At 70.4% G+C, this 14978-nt stretch carries 16 protein-coding genes and 1 pseudogene; 7 read left to right on the forward strand and 10 right to left on the reverse strand.

Annotated features, from left to right (window positions below):
- Positions 1-125 (forward strand): annotated as a pseudogene (locus tag BHU06_RS22530) (IS481 family transposase); the annotation flags it as partial.
- Here BHU06_RS22530 and BHU06_RS12665 read toward each other — a convergent pair.
- Entirely contained in the window at positions 122-2383 is a 2262-nt protein-coding gene (locus BHU06_RS12665; RefSeq protein WP_175442849.1) for an acetoacetate--CoA ligase, read from the reverse strand. The pseudogene BHU06_RS22530 and the gene BHU06_RS12665 sit on opposite strands and share 4 nt — an antisense overlap.
- Here BHU06_RS12665 and BHU06_RS12670 point away from each other — a divergent pair.
- From BHU06_RS12670 to BHU06_RS12680, 3 genes are all read left to right on the forward strand, one after another.
- The gene (locus tag BHU06_RS12670; RefSeq protein ID WP_070399565.1) at positions 2377-3066 is read left to right on the forward strand and encodes a TetR/AcrR family transcriptional regulator; all 690 of its coding nucleotides are present in this window, start codon (positions 2377-2379) and stop codon (positions 3064-3066) included. The two genes, BHU06_RS12665 and BHU06_RS12670, sit on opposite strands and share 7 nt — an antisense overlap.
- Positions 3067-3155: 89 nt before the next feature.
- Positions 3156-4448: a solute carrier family 23 protein gene (locus BHU06_RS12675; RefSeq protein WP_070399566.1), complete on the forward strand. Its 1293-nt coding sequence runs from the start codon at positions 3156-3158 to the stop codon at positions 4446-4448.
- Between the two features lie 2 nt (positions 4449-4450).
- Positions 4451-4882, forward strand: coding sequence for a hotdog fold thioesterase (locus BHU06_RS12680; RefSeq protein WP_070399567.1), 432 nt, complete (start codon positions 4451-4453; stop codon positions 4880-4882).
- An 88-nt stretch (positions 4883-4970) separates the two neighbouring features.
- Here BHU06_RS12680 and BHU06_RS12685 read toward each other — a convergent pair whose 3' ends face one another.
- Together BHU06_RS12685 and BHU06_RS12690 are read right to left on the reverse strand one after the other, a co-directional pair.
- Complete coding sequence (locus BHU06_RS12685) at positions 4971-5303, reverse strand: hypothetical protein (protein WP_070399568.1); 333 nt, start codon at positions 5301-5303, stop codon at positions 4971-4973.
- Entirely contained in the window at positions 5300-5866 is a 567-nt protein-coding gene (locus BHU06_RS12690; protein WP_070399569.1) for a cob(I)yrinic acid a,c-diamide adenosyltransferase, read from the reverse strand. The genes BHU06_RS12685 and BHU06_RS12690 overlap by 4 nt, the downstream gene beginning before the upstream one ends.
- Positions 5867-6059: 193 nt before the next feature.
- On the opposite strand from BHU06_RS12690, the gene BHU06_RS12695 reads away from it, so the two are divergent.
- Together BHU06_RS12695 and BHU06_RS12700 are read left to right on the forward strand one after the other, a co-directional pair.
- The gene (locus BHU06_RS12695) at positions 6060-6272 is read left to right on the forward strand and encodes a hypothetical protein (RefSeq protein ID WP_070399570.1); all 213 of its coding nucleotides are present in this window, start codon (positions 6060-6062) and stop codon (positions 6270-6272) included.
- A 53-nt stretch (positions 6273-6325) separates the two neighbouring features.
- The gene (locus BHU06_RS12700; protein WP_070399571.1) at positions 6326-7753 is read left to right on the forward strand and encodes an FAD-binding oxidoreductase; all 1428 of its coding nucleotides are present in this window, start codon (positions 6326-6328) and stop codon (positions 7751-7753) included.
- Between the two features lie 25 nt (positions 7754-7778).
- Here BHU06_RS12700 and BHU06_RS12705 read toward each other — a convergent pair whose 3' ends face one another.
- Positions 7779-8693 (reverse strand): helix-turn-helix domain-containing protein, encoded by a 915-nt coding sequence (locus BHU06_RS12705; RefSeq protein WP_070399572.1) that lies wholly within the window; start codon positions 8691-8693, stop codon positions 7779-7781.
- A 176-nt stretch (positions 8694-8869) separates the two neighbouring features.
- On the opposite strand from BHU06_RS12705, the gene BHU06_RS12710 reads away from it, so the two are divergent.
- On the forward strand, positions 8870-9373 hold the full coding sequence (locus BHU06_RS12710; RefSeq protein ID WP_070399573.1) for a cupin domain-containing protein: 504 nt from the start codon (positions 8870-8872) through the stop codon (positions 9371-9373).
- A 20-nt stretch (positions 9374-9393) separates the two neighbouring features.
- Here BHU06_RS12710 and BHU06_RS12715 read toward each other — a convergent pair whose 3' ends face one another.
- The 6 genes from BHU06_RS12715 to mnmG form a co-directional block, all read right to left on the reverse strand.
- Positions 9394-10314 carry a ParB/RepB/Spo0J family partition protein gene (locus tag BHU06_RS12715; RefSeq protein ID WP_070399574.1) on the reverse strand — a complete coding sequence of 307 codons (921 nt, stop codon included), beginning with the start codon at positions 10312-10314 and terminating at the stop codon, positions 9394-9396.
- Positions 10315-10860, reverse strand: coding sequence for an alpha/beta hydrolase (locus tag BHU06_RS12720; RefSeq protein WP_070399840.1), 546 nt, complete (start codon positions 10858-10860; stop codon positions 10315-10317).
- A gap of 16 nt (positions 10861-10876) precedes the next feature.
- Positions 10877-11647 (reverse strand): ParA family protein, encoded by a 771-nt coding sequence (locus tag BHU06_RS12725; RefSeq protein WP_070399575.1) that lies wholly within the window; start codon positions 11645-11647, stop codon positions 10877-10879.
- 6 nt (positions 11648-11653) lie between these two features.
- The gene (locus BHU06_RS12730) at positions 11654-12268 is read right to left on the reverse strand and encodes a LysE family translocator (RefSeq protein WP_070399576.1); all 615 of its coding nucleotides are present in this window, start codon (positions 12266-12268) and stop codon (positions 11654-11656) included.
- A 68-nt stretch (positions 12269-12336) separates the two neighbouring features.
- Complete coding sequence (rsmG, locus tag BHU06_RS12735) at positions 12337-12999, reverse strand: 16S rRNA (guanine(527)-N(7))-methyltransferase RsmG (protein ID WP_070399577.1); 663 nt, start codon at positions 12997-12999, stop codon at positions 12337-12339.
- A complete protein-coding gene (gene mnmG / locus BHU06_RS12740; RefSeq protein WP_070399578.1) occupies positions 12996-14978 on the reverse strand; it encodes a tRNA uridine-5-carboxymethylaminomethyl(34) synthesis enzyme MnmG in 1983 nt (660 codons plus the stop codon). The genes rsmG and mnmG overlap by 4 nt, the downstream gene beginning before the upstream one ends.

Here is a 14978-nt window from a genome sequence, read left to right on the forward strand (position 1 = left end):
GCCACGCCGCCCTGCAGCCCTTCATTGACCACTACAACTGGCTGCGGCCACACTCCGCTCTGCACCATCAGCCGCCCATGACCCGCATCCCGGGCATGAACAACCTCCTGAGACTCAACACCTAGGCCGCCCCCCCGCGCTCGCGCGCCAGCCGCACGTACCAGTCCAGGCTGCCGGGGTTGGCCATGGCCTCGCGGTTGATGACCTTCTCGATCGGCTGGCCCAGCAGCAGCTTCTTGATCGGCAGCTCCTGCTTCTTGCCCGAGAGCGTGCGCGGGACCTCCGCCACCTGGTAGATGGCGTCGGGCACGAAGCGCGGCGACAGCGCCTGGCGGATCGCGGCGTTCAGGCGCTGGCGCAGGGCCTCGTCCAGCGTGTGCCCCTCGCGCAGCACCACGAACAGCGGCATCCAGCTCTCGCGGCCCAGGTACTCCAGGTCCACCACCATCGAATCGAGCACCTCGGGCAGGGCCTCGACGGCGCTGTAGATCTCGCTCGTGCCCATGCGCAGGCCGTGGCGGTTGATGGTGGCGTCGGAGCGGCCATAGATGACGCAGGAGCCGTCGGGCAGCACGCGCAGCCAGTCGCCGTGGCGCCAGACGGCGCCGGCCTCGGGGCCGAGGTCACCGCCCCCTGGCCGGCGCCCGTGGCCGGGCGGGTAGGCGTCGAAGTAGCTGCCGATCAGGCGCTGGTTGTCCTTGTCGCCCACGAAGTACAGCGGCATCGAGGGAATGGGCTGGGTGCAGACCAGCTCGCCCACCTCGTCGATCACCGGTTCACCGCGCTCGTTCCAGGCCTGCACCGCGCAGCCCAGCAGCCGGCATTGCATGCGCCCGGGCGTCTGCGGCAGCTCTCGGTTGCCGCCGATGAAGGCGCCCGCGAAGTCGGTGCCGCCGCTGATGTTGCACCACCAGATGTCGCCCGCACGCTCCCCCGCTTCGCGCGGCCCGCTGCCCTCTGAGGGGGCCGGTCCCCCTGGGAGCGGCCCGGCGGGGGGTCGCTCCCGCAGGCGACGGAACTGCTCGGTGCCCCAGCGCTGCGCGTCTTCCGACAGCGGCGAGCCCGTGCTGCCCAGGGCGCGCACGCGCGACAGATCGCCGCAGCGCGACAGGTCTACGCCGGCCTTGAGGCAGTTGGCGTAGAAGGCCGCGCCGGCGCCGAAGAAGGTGACGCCGGTCTCGGCCGCGAAACGCCAGAGGGTGGTCCAGTCGGGCGCGTCCTTGGCGCCGCCCGGGTTGCCGTCGTAGATGACGCAGGTGGTGCCATTGAGCAGGCCGCTGACCTGCGCGTTCCACATCACCCAGCCGGTGGAGCTGTACCAGTGGTAGCGCTCGCCCCAGCTGTTGGGCTCGTAGCTGCAACCCACGTCGTTGTGCAGGCCCTTGAGCGCCAGGCCCACCAGCACCGTACCGCCATGGCCGTGCACGATGGGCTTGGGCAGGCCGGTGGTGCCGCTGGAATAGACAATCCACAGCGGGTGGTCGAAAGGCAGGTCTTCGGGCTCGAAGGCCGCGGTCTCGGCATCGTCGCGGGCCACCACGGCCTCCAGGTGCGCGCAGGGCGCGGCCTGCGCCAGCGCGCGCGCCTTCTCATCGGGTGTATCGGCCAGGTTGGTGTGCAGCAGCACGTGGCGCACCGTGGGCAGGGCCGCGCGCAGCTCGGCCACCACGCCCAGGCGGTCGATGTCGCGCCGGCCGTAGGTGACGCCGTCGCAGGCGATCAGCGCCACCGGCCCGATCTGGCGGAAGCGGTCGAGCACGGCGTTGGTGCCCATGTCGGGCGCGCAGACGCTCCACACCGCGCCGATGCCCACCACGGCCAGGAAGGCGACGGCCGTCTCGGGGATGTTGGGCAGGTAGGCGGCCACGCGGTCACCCGGGCGCACCCCCTGGGCCTTCAGGTGCAGGGCCAGCGCGGCCACCTGGCGGCGCAGCTCGGGCCAGCCCAGTTCGGTGTGGCGGCCCTTTTCGTTGCGGGCGATCAGCGCCGGCATGCCGGCCGCGTGGGCCGGCGCCACGTGGCGGAACACCTGGCGCGTGTAGTTGGCGCGCCCACCCACGAACCACTGGGTGCCGGGCATGGTGTTTTGAAACAAAACATTCTCTTCATTGCATCCAAAATGCAATCCAAAGTACTCTTCCGTCGATTTCCAGAACGCCGGAAGATCGGTGACGGACCACTGCCACAGCCCGTGGTAGTCGTCAAAGCGCAGGCCGCGGTGCTGCGCGAGCCAATCGGTGTAGCGGCGGATCTGGGGCACGTAGGGAGGCGTTGGCATGGGGCTCCTGCTGGGGTTGCGGGCCGCAGCGTAGCGCCGTCCCGCCGCACTGTCAGTCCCCGCGGCGCGCCTGCGCGACGCGCCCACCTTTCGCCGCCATGCCATCACCACGCTCCTCCTCTTTCACGCCACGCAACGACCGCCAGCAGGCCATCCTGCGCGCGGCCGAGCGGCTCTTCGCCCAGCGCGGCTTCCACGCGGTCACGGTGCGGCAGATCGCCGAGGCCGCCAAGGTGCCGCTGGCCCTGGTGGGCTACTACTTCGCCCACAAGGAAGGTTTGTTCCGGGCCATCTTCGCGCACCACGGCCCGCTGCACCACGAGGCCATGCGCGCCCTGGAGGACGCGCGCCGCGCCGCCGCCGCGCCCGGCGAAGCCGACGGCCTGCGGCGCGTGGTCGAGGCCTTCGTGCTGCCGCTGCTGCGCTGGCGCCACCACAGCGCCAGCCAGCACTACGCGCAACTGCTCGCGCGCGAACTGGCCCAGGCCGCGCCCGAGGCCGAGCCCGCGCTGCAGGAGCACGTCGACCCCCTGCTGCAGCGCCTGTTCGACGCCCTGCAGGCCGCCTTGCCCAGGGCCTCGCGCCACGACCTGGCCGACGCGCTGCGCTTCGCCCTGGGCGCGGTGCAGGCGCACCTGGCGGCGCACCGGCTCGACCGGCTCGTGGCCAGCACGCGCGCCGGCCCGGCCAGCGCCCAGCGCTTGAGCGAATTCATCGCCAATGGCATCCGCACGGTGCTGGTTCCCGCGCCAACGCCTGTCCGCGCGCAGCCGGCCGAGCGGGCCTGAGCCCGCGCGTGCGCGACGCGCCGCGCACGCCACTTGCTTGCACAATCGCGTGCCACTTCGGCACGACAACAACATGAGGAGCGAGTGAGATGGGCCTTTTCAACTGGACGGAGAAACCGGCGAGCACCCTCGGGCAGGGTGGCGTGATCGCCCCCGACGAACGCCTGCCCTGGCCACAAACCACGGTGATGGGCGTGCAGCACGTCATCGCCATGTTCGGCGCCACGGTGCTGGCGCCGCTGCTCATGGGCTTCGACCCGAACGTCGCCATCCTCATGAGCGGCATCGGCACCCTGATCTTCTACTTCATCACCGGCGGCAAGGTGCCCAGCTACCTGGGCTCCAGCTTCGCCTTCATCGGCGTGGTGATCGCGGCCAGCGGCTACGCCGGCGGCGGGCCCAACGCCAACCTGGGCGTGGCGCTGGGCGGCATCATCGCCTGCGGCGTGCTCTACACGCTGATCGGCTTCGTGGTGCAGGCCGTCGGCACCGGCTGGGTCGAGCGGCTCATGCCGCCGGTGGTCACTGGCACGGTGGTGGCGGTGATCGGCCTGAACCTGGCGGCCATCCCGATCAAGAACATGGCGCCCACGGGCTTCGACGCCTGGATGCAGGCCATCACCTTCGTCAGCGTGGGCCTGGTGGCCGTGTATGCGAGCGGCATGGTGCAGCGCCTGCTCATCCTGGTGGGCCTGATCCTGGCCAGCGTGGTCTACGCCGTGCTCACCAACGGCCTGGGCCTGGGCAAGCCGATCGACTTCAGCGGCGTGGCCAACGCGGCCTGGTTCGGCATGCCCTCCTTCGCCGCGCCGGTGTTCAGCGCCCAGGCCATGCTGCTGATCGCACCGGTGGCGATCATCCTGGTGGCCGAGAACCTGGGCCACGTGAAGGCCGTGAGCGCCATGACCGGCCGCGACCTCAACCCCTACCTGGGCAAGGCCTTCATCGGCGACGGTGTGGCCACCATCGTGAGCGGCGCCTCGGGCGGCACCGGCGTCACCACCTACGCCGAGAACATCGGCGTGATGGCGGCGACCAAGATCTATTCCACCGCCATGTTCGTGGTGGCCGCGCTGATCGCCATCGTGCTGGGCTTCAGCCCCAAGTTCGGCGCGCTGATCCAGACCATTCCCCTGGCCGTGATGGGGGGCGTGTCCATCGTGGTGTTCGGCCTGATCGCCATCGCCGGCGCCAAGATCTGGGTCGACAACCGGGTCGACTTCTCGGACAACCGCAACCTGCTGGTGGCGGCCATTCCCCTGATCCTGGGCACGGGCGACTACACGCTCAAGTTCGGCGGCTTCGCGCTGGGCGGCATCGGTACCGCGACCTTCGGCGCCATCGTGCTGTACTGGCTGCTGGGCCGCGGCCGGAAGGCCTGAGCATGCCGGCGATCTGGACCCGCCCCATCTCCTGCGAGATCCTGCACCAGCTGCACGAGGGCACCGCCGTGCGGCAGCTGGGCATCGAGTTCACCGAGGTGGGGGACGACTTCATCGCCGCGCGCGTGCCCGTGGACGCGCGCACCCGCCAGCCCTATGGCCTGCTGCACGGCGGCGTGAGCGTGGTGCTGGCCGAGACCCTGGGCTCCTGCGGCGCGGCCTTCACCTGCCCCGAAGGCCACCGCGCCGTGGGCCTGGACATCAACGCCAACCACCTCAAGGGCGCCACGCAAGGATGGGTCACGGGCCTCACGCGGCCGGTGCACATCGGCCGCAGCACGCAGGTGTGGCACATCGACCTGCGCAACGACGCGGGCGAGCTCACCTGCGTATCGCGCATCACCCTGTCGGTCCTCGCGCCTCGCGCGAAGTGACCCCGTCCAGGGGCGCCACCGAGCCGGCTTCGCCGGGCCGTCGGTGCCGCCCCCTTGAGGGGGGACGCGCGCAACGTGGCGGGGGGCGCTATTTTTTCGTGCAGCGGCCTTCCGAGGTGGCCTGCCCGCGGAAATCGCTGCGCCAGGTGAGCGTGGCGGTGTCGATCTGGATGCGCTCGTTGTCCAGCGCGGTGAGCAGCACGGTGTCGAACACCGAGAAGCTGTACACCGGCACGCCGTCAATGGCCACGCCGCGGATGCGGCGCTCATCGAGCGTGAAGCGCACCTCGCGCACCCAGGCGCTGCGCGCGGGCAGGTAGACGGCGTCGCAGCTCAGCACCACCTGCTCGCCCGGCGCGGGTTCGGCGCGCGCCTGCGCCAGCACCAGCGCCGCCACGACCAGCGCCGGCAGGGCCTTCACTCGGCGGCCCCGCGCTGCAGGCGCTCGCTCTTCCAGTAAACGTCGTCGCCGCCGTGCATGCGGTTGAGCACGCGCGCCAGCACGAACATCAGGTCGCTCAGGCGGTTGAGGTACTGGCGCGGCGCTTCGCGCACCGCGTCCACGTCGCCCAGGGCCACCACCGCGCGCTCGGCGCGGCGCGCCACGGTGCGGCACACGTGCGCCTGGCTGGCCGCGCGGTTGCCCGCCGGCAGGATGAACTCCTGCAGGCGCGGCAGGGCCGCGTTGTGCTCGGCCAGGGCCTCGTCGAGTGCGGCCACGGCCTCGGGCTTGAGCAGTTCATAGCCCGGGATGGACAGCTCACCGCCCAGGTTGAACAGCTGGTGCTGCACCTCCACCAGCAGCCCGCGCACGCCGGCCGGCAGCTCTTCGCACAGCAGCACGCCGATGTGCGAATTCAGCTCGTCCACGTCGCCCATGGCGTGCACGCGCAGGTGGTTCTTGGACACGCGGGTGTTGTCGCCGAGGCCGGTGGTGCCGGCGTCGCCGGTGCGCGTGGCGATCTGGGTGAGTCGGTTGCCCATGGACGGTCGTCTCCTCTTCTGGCTCGTCGCCGCATTGTGCGCCAGTGATCGGGTGTAACCGCCCGCAGGGAAATGTCACGGGCGTCAAGCGCCGGTCAAGCGCGCAACGGCCGGCAAAAGCACTTGGTTCTGTCACACGGGGGCGTTGCAATCGCGGGCATCGCCCGCAACTTGGGGCGACAACGGAGACCGAATGAACCGACCTCGCAAGACCCAGGCGCTGTCCCAGCGCTTCGAGGCGCGCAGCGTGCAACTGCTCGCCGCCTGGACCCTGGTGATCGCCGGCGCCGCCGCCACCGGCCCCTTCCTGCAGAAACCCCGCCAGGGCGCCACGCCCAGCGGCCTGTCCCTGCCCTCGGCCCAGGGCGCCCTGCCCGGCCCCACGGCCCGCGGCCCCCGCCGCTGAACACCCCCGGGCGTACACTGCGCGGTTCAGAAACCGCGCCGGAGACCGCCCCCATGAACGCCCCCACCGACGTCGCCCACTTGCTGCCCACCGTCGAGCAGCGCGAGGTGCCCGAGGCCTTTCTGGCCGCGCTGAAGCAGCGCTTCGGCGCGCAGTGCTCCACCGCCCTGGCGGTGCGCGAGCAGCACGGCCGCGACGAGTCCGCCTTCGTCACCGTGCCGCCGCCGGCGGCCGTGGTGTTCGCCGAATCCACGCGCGACGTGGCCGACGCCGTGGCGCTGTGCGCTCAGTACAAGGTGCCGGTCATTCCCTTCGGCGTGGGCTCCTCGCTCGAAGGCCACCTGCTCGCGGTGCAGGGCGGCATCAGCATCGACGTCGGCCGCATGAACCAGGTGCTCTCCATCAACGCCGAAGACCTGACCGTGACGGTGATGCCCGGCGTGACGCGCAAGGCCCTGAACGAGGCGGTGAAAAGCGAGGGCCTGTTCTTCCCCATCGATCCCGGCGCCGACGCCTCCATCGGCGGCATGACCGCCACGCGCGCCAGCGGCACCAACGCCGTGCGCTACGGCACCATGCGCGAGAACGTGCTGGCGCTGGAGGTGGTCACGGCCGAGGGCCAGGTGGTGCGCACCGGCACGCGCGCCAAGAAATCGTCCGCCGGCTACGACCTCACGCGCCTGATGGTGGGCAGCGAAGGCACGCTGGGCGTGATCACCGAGATCACCCTCAAGCTCTACCCGCTGCCCGAGGCGATCTCGGCCGCGGTCTGCTCCTTCCCCACCATCGAGGCGGCGGTGCGCTGCGTGATCCAGGTCATCCAGCTGGGCGTGCCGATCGCGCGCTGCGAACTGATCGACGCCAACACCGTGCGCATGGTCAACGCCCACAGCAAGCTGGGCCTGCGCGAGGAACACATGCTGCTGATGGAGTTCCACGGCTCGCCCGCCAGCGTGAAAGAGCAGGCCGAGACCGTGCAGGACATTGCCAGCGAGTTCGGCGGCAATGCCTTCGAATGGGCCACCACGCCGGAGGAGCGCACGCGCCTGTGGACCGCGCGGCACAACGCCTACTTCGCGGCCATCCAGACCAAGCCCGGCTGCCGCGCCGTGAGCACCGACACCTGCGTGCCCATCAGCCGCCTGGCCGACTGCCTGCTCGATTCCGTGGCCGAGGCCGACGCCAGCGGCCTGCCCTACTTCCTCGTCGGCCACGTGGGCGACGGCAACTTCCACTTCGGCTACCTGATCGACCCCGACAACGCCGACGAGCGCCGCCTGGCCGAGGAACTCAACGTCAAGCTCGTGACGCGCGCGCTGCAGCTGGAAGGCACCTGCACCGGCGAACACGGCGTGGGCCTGCACAAGATGGGCTTCCTGCTCGATGAGGCCGGCGCCGGCGCGGTGGACCTGATGCGCACGCTCAAGCGCGCGCTGGACCCGGACAACATCCTCAACCCGGGCAAGATCTTCTCGGCCTGAGGCCGGCGGCCGTGCCGCGCCTGGCTCAGCCGCGCCGCTGGGCGCGCCAGGCGCTGGGCGTGAGGCCGTACTGCCGCCGGAACGCGGCGGTGAAATGGCTGGGGCCGCGAAAGCCGCTGTCGCGCGCGATGTCGGCCACGGCCAGCGGGCTGCGCGCCAGCAGGTCCTGCGCGCGCACCAGGCGCCGCTCCAGCACGTAGCGGTGCGGCGTCTGGCCCACCGCCCGCTTGAAGGCGCGCAGGAAGTGGTCGGGCGAGAGGTGGGCGATGTCGGCCAGGGCGCTCAGCGTCAGGCGCGCGGCCAGGCGCTCTTCGATGTGCTCGTCGATGTGGGCGAACAGCCGCCGCAGCGTGGCCCCGGTGAGCGCCAGGCGGGACGCCGAGCGCTCGGGCGCGGCCCCGGCGCCGGTGGCGTCGCGGCGGATCAGGTGCGCCAGCAGCAGGGCCTGCCACTGCTCCAGCGCCAGCGGTTCCAGCCCGTCGACCAGGGCCTCGTGCACCAGCCAGTGCAGCAGGCGCGCGAGCTGGGCGTCATCGGCCGCGAAGAAGTCGCCCAGCCCGTCGGCGGGCCAGGGCCGCGACAGGCGTTCGGCCGCGTCGCTCAGCGCCTGCGGGTGCACGTAGGCATGGGCCACCCGGCAATGCCCGCCGATGGTCCACTCCGAATCGCGCCGCGCCGGCACCAGGCTCACGCTGCCCACCCGGGAGCGGTGCCCCACGCAGCGGCCGTCGGCCCACTTCTCCACCAGCGTGCAGCCCGACAGGTGCAGCGCCAGCGCGTGGTGGTCCAGGCCTTGCACCCGCGTGTGCGTGGGCGGGTGCGACCAGATGGCGCCCACCACCTCGCCCGACGGGCCACGCAGCACGCGCTCGGGTTCGGCGTGCGCGAAGCGACCGATGGTCCGGGCCGTGTCCTGGGCGCTGTCGAGCGGGGGGTGCATGGCGCCATGCTAGGCCGGGCGGGCCTGTCGTCCTAGCGGGTTTCTGTCGAAAAAGCGGCATTGCGCGCGGCCGGCGACCACTTTCCCAGGGCTTTCCCGCAGCGCCGGGCCGCCAGCCCCGCCGAGCATGCGCCGGCGGCACCGATGCCGCGGACCCCATTCCTACGGAGACACCCATGCCCATCACCCACGCCAAGACCGGCACCGACCCGCGCGTGTCGCTGCGCTACCCCGACGGCTCACTCATCGTGCGCACCAAGGAGATCCCCTGGACCCCCTGGGGCATGCCGGGCACGCAGTTCAAGCTGCTGCACTGCGACGACGCCTCCAGCCTGTTGGTGATCCTGCTCAAGGTGGAGCCCGGCACCGTGGCCGGCGTGCACAAGCACTTCGGCGCCGCGCACGCCTACATCGTCGAAGGCGGTTTCGGCTACGAACACGGCGAGGTGTTCGCGGGCGACTACATGGTCGAGGCGGGCGGCATCACCCACCAGCCCTTCACCGGTCCGAACGGACTGATCCTGCTGGGCTTCATGTTCGGCCCCATCGGCGGCCTGGCCGAGGACGGCTCGCTGGCCGGGGTGCTGGACATCGAATGGCACTACCAGGCGGCCAAGGCCAACGGCGCGGCCGGCCACATCCACCGCCCGTCCATGGAGCCGGCGCCGGCCCTGGCCTGAGCCCGGCAAGGGGCGGGGCCTCAGTGCCCCGCGCGCAGCCGCTCGATGAGTCCGTTGAGCGCGTCCAGCGAGCCGAACTGGATCGCCAGCTCGCCCATCTCCTCGACGCGGCCGTGGCGCTTCACGCGCTTCTTCACGCGCACCTCGACCTCGGCGGTCAGCAGGTCGGCCAGCTCCTCTTCCACGCGGCGGATGTCGCGCGACTTTTCCTTGCGCGGTTTCTGCGGCGCCAGGGTGAACTCGGCCGCCAGTTTTTTCACCAGGTTCTCGGCCTCGCGCACCGACAGCTTGCGGGTCGCGACCTGGTTGGCCGTGGTGATCTGCGTGGCCTTGTCCAGCGGCAGCAGCGCGCGCGCGTGGCCCATGTCGATGTCGCCGGCCATCAGCATGGTCTGCACCGGCTCGGCCAGCTGCAGCAGGCGCAGCAGGTTGCTGGCGGCGCTGCGCGAGCGGCCCACGGCCTGGGCCGCCTGTTCGTGAGTGAGTCCAAACTCTTTCACCAACCGTTGCAGGCCATGGGCCTCTTCCAAGGGGTTCAGGTCTTCGCGCTGGATGTTCTCGATCAGCGCCATGGCGGCGGCCGACTCATCCGGCACCTCACGCACCAGCACGGGCACCTCGCTCAGGCCGGCCAGCTTCGAGGCCCGGAAGCGGCGCTCGCCCGCGATGATCTCGTGCTTGCCGGCGTCCGGGCCGCTGTTCAGCCGGCGCACCAGGATCGGCTGCATGATGCCCTGGGCCTTGATGCTCTCGGCCAGTTCGTACAGGGCGCCCTCGTCCATGCGGGTGCGTGGCTGGTACTGGCCGGGCACCAGCTGGTCCAGCGGCAGGGTGGACGGCGCGCCGGCGGGCGCAGCCTCGGCGGTGGGCTTGTCCTCGACCTTGGGACCGAGCAGCGCTTCGAGCCCGCGGCCCAGGCCCTTGGGTTTTTTGGTGACCATCTAGTGCTTGTCTTTCTTGAGTTCGTCCAGCCAGGCCTGGCCCTGCGGCCAATCGCCCAGGCCGGAGTCGGCGTTGATGTGGCCGGCACGGCCAAGGTCGGTGAAGGCGGCTCCCCAGTCGGCGGCGAGGCCCCGGGCGCGCTCGAAGCCGCAGTAGGGGTCGTCTTGGCTGCCGATCAGGTGGGCGGGGAACGGCAGGCGCTGGCGCACGATGGGCGACCAGCTGGGCAGCAGTTCGCGCAAGTCCTCGCGTTCCGAATCGCCCGGCGCCACCAGCAGGGCACCCACCACGCGGGCGGTGTGGCGGGAATGCGCGGCCCAGGCCGCCGTCAGGATGCAGCCCAGGCTGTGGGCCACCAGCAGCACCGGGCCGTCGGTGCCCAGCACCACGTCTTCCAGGCGGGCCATCCAGTCACCGCGCTGCGGGTGCATCCAGTCGTGCTGCTCGACGCGGCGGTAGCCGAAGCGCGCCTCCCAGCGGCTCTGCCAGTGTTCGGGCCCGCTGCTCTGCCAGCCGGGCAGGACGAGGACGTTCTGCGGTTTCACGTGGAACACCCTCCCCTCACATCTTCTTGATGCGCTCGACCATCTCCTCGGCAAAGGCGATGAAGGCCTGGCTGCCGCGCGCGGAGGGGTCGAACACCACGCCCGGCAGGCCGTAGCTGGGGGCCTCGGCCAGGCGCACGTTGCGCGGGATCACGGTGTCGAACACCTTGTCGCCGAAATGGGCCTTGAGCTGGTCGCTCACCTGCTGCTGCAGGGTGATGCGCGGGTCGAACATGACACGCAGCAGGCCGATGATCTGCAGGTCCTTGTTGAGGTTGGCGTGCACCTGCTTGATGGTGTTGACCAGGTCGGTCAGGCCTTCGAGCGCGAAGTACTCGCACTGCATGGGCACGATGACGCCGTGCGCCGAGCACAGGCCATTGAGGGTGAGCATGCTCAGCGAGGGCGGGCAATCGATCAGAACGAAGTCGTACTGGTCGGCCACCTCGGCCAGGGCCTGCTTGAGCCGGCGCTCGCGGCGCTCCACCTCCACCAGTTCCACCTCGGCGCCCGCGAGCTCGCGGTTGGCGCCCAGCACGTGGTAGCCGCACTTGTCGGACCACTGGGCCGCCTCGGCCACCGAGGCGGATTCCAGCAGCACGTCGTACACCGACAGCGACATGGCCCGCTTGTCCACGCCCGAACCCATGGTGGCGTTGCCCTGCGGGTCCAGGTCCACCATCAGCACCCGCTGGCCGACCTTGGCCAGTCCAGCGGCCAGGTTGACGGTGGTGGTGGTTTTGCCGACGCCGCCCTTCTGGTTGGCCACGCAAAAAATCTTCGCCATGGGTCTTTACTTGGAAAGGGCCAGCTTGACGCCAAAGCCGATGAGGAAGACGCCGGCGAGCTTTTCCAGCGTGCGACCGATGCGGGGGTTGGCGCGCAGGCGCTCGGCCAGGAAATGCACGATGAGCGTCATGCCCAGGCCGTAGGCGAAGGTGAGCGCGGCAATGGTGGCCGCCATGGCGCCGAAGGTGACCAAGCCCTGGTGGTGGGCGCGGTCGACGAACAGGGGGAAGAAAGCCATGTAGAAGACGATGGCCTTGGGGTTGAGCAGGGTGATGGCGGCCGCCTGCTGGAAGTACTGGCGCGGGCGGATGTTGAGGACCGGGGCATCGCCCGGCTTGGCGGTGAGCATTTTCCAGCCGAGCCAGGCCAGGTAGGCGGCGCCGATCCACTGGACCGCGCCGAACAGGGTCGGGGTGGCCGCCAGCAAGGCGGCGACGCCGGCGACGGCCGCCCACATGAGCACCTGGTCGGCGGCGATGACGCCCAGGGTAGCGGCGAGTCCGCCGCGCATGCCGCCCTTGCTGGTGGAGGTGATGAGGGCCAGGTTGCCCGGACCGGGAATGGCGAGAAAAACTACGATGGCGGCGACGAAAGCGCCGTAGTCCGCGATGCCGAACATGGTGGTGGCCCCCAGAAAGCAGGGGTCGAGTGTACGTGACGGGTTCTGCCGGGCCCGGGCTTTGCCGCTCAGCCCATCCGTTCCCGCATCCACACGATGCAGCGATCCGCCTTCAAGCCCGGCACCGCCACCGGTTCCACGTGAAACACGTCCACGTCCGCCGGCAGCGCCAGCAGTTCCTCCAGCGGGTGCTTGCCCTTCAGGGCCATCCACATGCCCCCGATCTGCAGCGCCGAGCGCGACCACTGGATGAAGTCCGCCAGGGAGGAAAAGGCGCGGGACGTGACCACGTCGTAGCCCTCTTCTCCCCGCCCCCGGCTCAGCGACTCCACCCGCGCGTGCATCGCGTGCAGGTTCACCAGGCCCAGCTCCGCCGACACCTGGCGGACAAAAGCCGCCTTCTTGGCCACCGTGTCCACGCAGGTCACTTCGATCTGCGGGCAGGCGATGGCGATCACCACCCCCGGCAGGCCGGCGCCCGAGCCCACGTCCAGCAGCCGCACCGGGCGTCCGTCGGTTTCGCGCAGCAAGGGGCCGACCACCGCCAGACTGTCCAGCAGGTGGTGGGTCAGCATCTCCGCCGGCTCGCGCAGGGCGGTCAGGTTGTAGACCCGGTTCCACTTCTGGATGAGCGCCATGTAGGCCATCAGCATGTCGACCTGCTCCTCGTCCAGCGAGAGGTCGAGCGCCTGCAGGCCGATCTGCAGCTCGTTTCGCAGCGCGTCCGTCATGGGGCTGCGGTCGCGGTGGCGCCGCGGGCCGAGGCCAGGCCACCGCCGCCACCCTTCTTCAGGTGAATCAGCAGCAGGGAAATGCTGGCGGGCGTGATGCCGGAGATGCGCGAGGCCTGGCCCAGGGTTTCGGGCCGGTGCCGGGCCAGCTTTTGCCGCGCCTCGAAGGACAGGGACGTGACCTTCAGGTAGTCGATGTCCGCCGGCAGCTTCAGGTGCTCGTAGTGGGCGGCGCGCTCCACCTCGGCCTTCTGCCGGTCGATGTAGCCGCTGTACTTGGCCGCGATCTCCACCTGCTCGATCACCGGCGCCACCAACTCGCCCAGGGTTTCACGTGAAACCGCGGAGTCGACGAAGGCGCCGCCGTTCATGCCGACCAGGGACTGGTAGCTCACGCCGGGGCGGCGCAGCAGGTCGAACAGGTTGTGCTCATGCTCGATGGCCTTGCCCAGCACGCGCTCACCTTCCGCCGCCGACAGCAGCTTGGGATTCACCCAGGTGGACTTGAGGCGCTCGGTTTCACGTGAAACCGCGTCGCGCTTGCGGCTGAAGGCGTCCCAGCGGGCGTCGTCGACCAGGCCCAGGCGGCGCCCGGTCTCGGTGAGGCGCATGTCGGCGTTGTCCTCGCGCAGCTGCAGGCGGAACTCGGCGCGGCTGGTGAACATGCGGTAGGGCTCGGTCACTCCCTGGGTGACGAGGTCGTCGACCAGCACGCCGAGGTAGGCCTGGTCGCGCGACGGCAGCCAGGCGCCCTCGCCCCGGCACTGCAAGGCGGCGTTGATGCCGGCGAACAGGCCCTGGGCCGCGGCCTCCTCGTAGCCTGTGGTGCCGTTGATCTGACCCGCGAAGAACAGGCCGGCGATCTGCTGGGTTTCGAAGCTGCTCTTGAGCGAGCGCGGATCGAAGTAGTCGTATTCGATGGCGTAGCCCGGCCGCAGGATGTGGGCGTTCTCCAGGCCGGGCATGCTGCGCACCAGGGCGTACTGGATATCGAAGGGCAGGCTGGTGGAGATGCCGTTGGGGTAGACCTCGTGGGTGCTCAGGCCCTCGGGCTCCAGGAAGATCTGGTGGCTGTCCTTGTCGGCGAAGCGGTTGATCTTGTCTTCCACGCTGGGGCAGTAGCGCGGGCCCACGCCCTCGATCTTGCCGGTGAACATGGGGCTGCGGTCGAAGCCGCTGCGGATGATCTCGTGCGTGCGCTCATTGGTGTGCGTGATCCAGCAGGAGATCTGGCGCGGGTGCAAGGCCGCATTGCCCATGAAGCTGAACACCGGCAGCGGCGTGCTCGGGGGCGTGCCGTCGGCCGCCGGCATGCCGTCGCCGGGCTGCTCGGTGCACTTCGACCAATCGATGCTGCGGCCGTCCAGGCGCGGGGGCGTGCCGGTTTTCAGCCGGCCCTGGGGCAGCTTGAGCTCCTTCAGGCGCGCCGACAGCGAGACCGCCGGCGGATCGCCCGCGCGGCCCGCGCTGTAGTTGTTCAGGCCCACGTGGATCTTGCCGTCCAGGAAGGTGCCGGCCGTCAGCACCACCGTGCGCGAGCGGAAGCGAATCCCCACTTGCGTGACGGCGCCCACTACGCGGTCGCCTTCCACCATCAGGTCGTCCACGGCCTGCTGGAACAGCCACAGGTTTGGTTGGTTCTCCAGGCGGCGGCGGATGGCGGCCTTGTAGAGCACGCGGTCGGCCTGGGCGCGCGTGGCGCGCACGGCCGGGCCCTTGCTGCTGTTGAGAATGCGGAACTGAATGCCACCCTCGTCCGTGGCGATGGCCATGGCGCCGCCCAGCGCGTCCACCTCTTTCACCAGGTGGCCCTTGCCGATGCCGCCGATGCTGGGGTTGCAGCTCATCTGGCCCAGCGTCTCGATGTTGTGGGTGAGCAGCAGCGTGGCGCAGCCCATGCGGGCGGCGGCCAGCGCGGCCTCGGTGCCGGCGTGGCCGCCGCCGACCACGATGACGTCGAATTCCTGGGGGTACAGCAT

Origin of the sequence: Hydrogenophaga sp. PML113 (assembly GCF_001777155.1) — a bacterium.
GTDB lineage: Bacteria > Pseudomonadota > Gammaproteobacteria > Burkholderiales > Burkholderiaceae_C > Hydrogenophaga > Hydrogenophaga borbori.

What these genes read in the sequence shown, in the direction of transcription:
- BHU06_RS12670 (WP_070399565.1), top strand. Translation starts at nt 2,377, where the DNA reads ATGCCATCACCACGCTCCTCCTCTTTCACGCCACGCAACGACCGCCAG.
- BHU06_RS12665 (WP_175442849.1), bottom strand. Translation starts at nt 2,383, where the DNA reads ATGGCATGGCGGCGAAAGGTGGGCGCGTCGCGCAGGCGCGCCGCGGGG.
- BHU06_RS12675 (WP_070399566.1), top strand. Translation starts at nt 3,156, where the DNA reads ATGGGCCTTTTCAACTGGACGGAGAAACCGGCGAGCACCCTCGGGCAG.
- BHU06_RS12680 (WP_070399567.1), top strand. Translation starts at nt 4,451, where the DNA reads ATGCCGGCGATCTGGACCCGCCCCATCTCCTGCGAGATCCTGCACCAG.
- BHU06_RS12690 (WP_070399569.1), bottom strand. Translation starts at nt 5,866, where the DNA reads ATGGGCAACCGACTCACCCAGATCGCCACGCGCACCGGCGACGCCGGC.
- BHU06_RS12695 (WP_070399570.1), top strand. Translation starts at nt 6,060, where the DNA reads ATGAACCGACCTCGCAAGACCCAGGCGCTGTCCCAGCGCTTCGAGGCG.
- BHU06_RS12700 (WP_070399571.1), top strand. Translation starts at nt 6,326, where the DNA reads ATGAACGCCCCCACCGACGTCGCCCACTTGCTGCCCACCGTCGAGCAG.
- BHU06_RS12705 (WP_070399572.1), bottom strand. Translation starts at nt 8,693, where the DNA reads ATGCACCCCCCGCTCGACAGCGCCCAGGACACGGCCCGGACCATCGGT.
- BHU06_RS12710 (WP_070399573.1), top strand. Translation starts at nt 8,870, where the DNA reads ATGCCCATCACCCACGCCAAGACCGGCACCGACCCGCGCGTGTCGCTG.
- BHU06_RS12715 (WP_070399574.1), bottom strand. Translation starts at nt 10,314, where the DNA reads ATGGTCACCAAAAAACCCAAGGGCCTGGGCCGCGGGCTCGAAGCGCTG.
- BHU06_RS12725 (WP_070399575.1), bottom strand. Translation starts at nt 11,647, where the DNA reads ATGGCGAAGATTTTTTGCGTGGCCAACCAGAAGGGCGGCGTCGGCAAA.
- BHU06_RS12730 (WP_070399576.1), bottom strand. Translation starts at nt 12,268, where the DNA reads ATGTTCGGCATCGCGGACTACGGCGCTTTCGTCGCCGCCATCGTAGTT.
- rsmG (WP_070399577.1), bottom strand. Translation starts at nt 12,999, where the DNA reads ATGACGGACGCGCTGCGAAACGAGCTGCAGATCGGCCTGCAGGCGCTC.
- mnmG (WP_070399578.1), bottom strand. Translation starts at nt 14,978, where the DNA reads ATGCTGTACCCCCAGGAATTCGACGTCATCGTGGTCGGCGGCGGCCAC.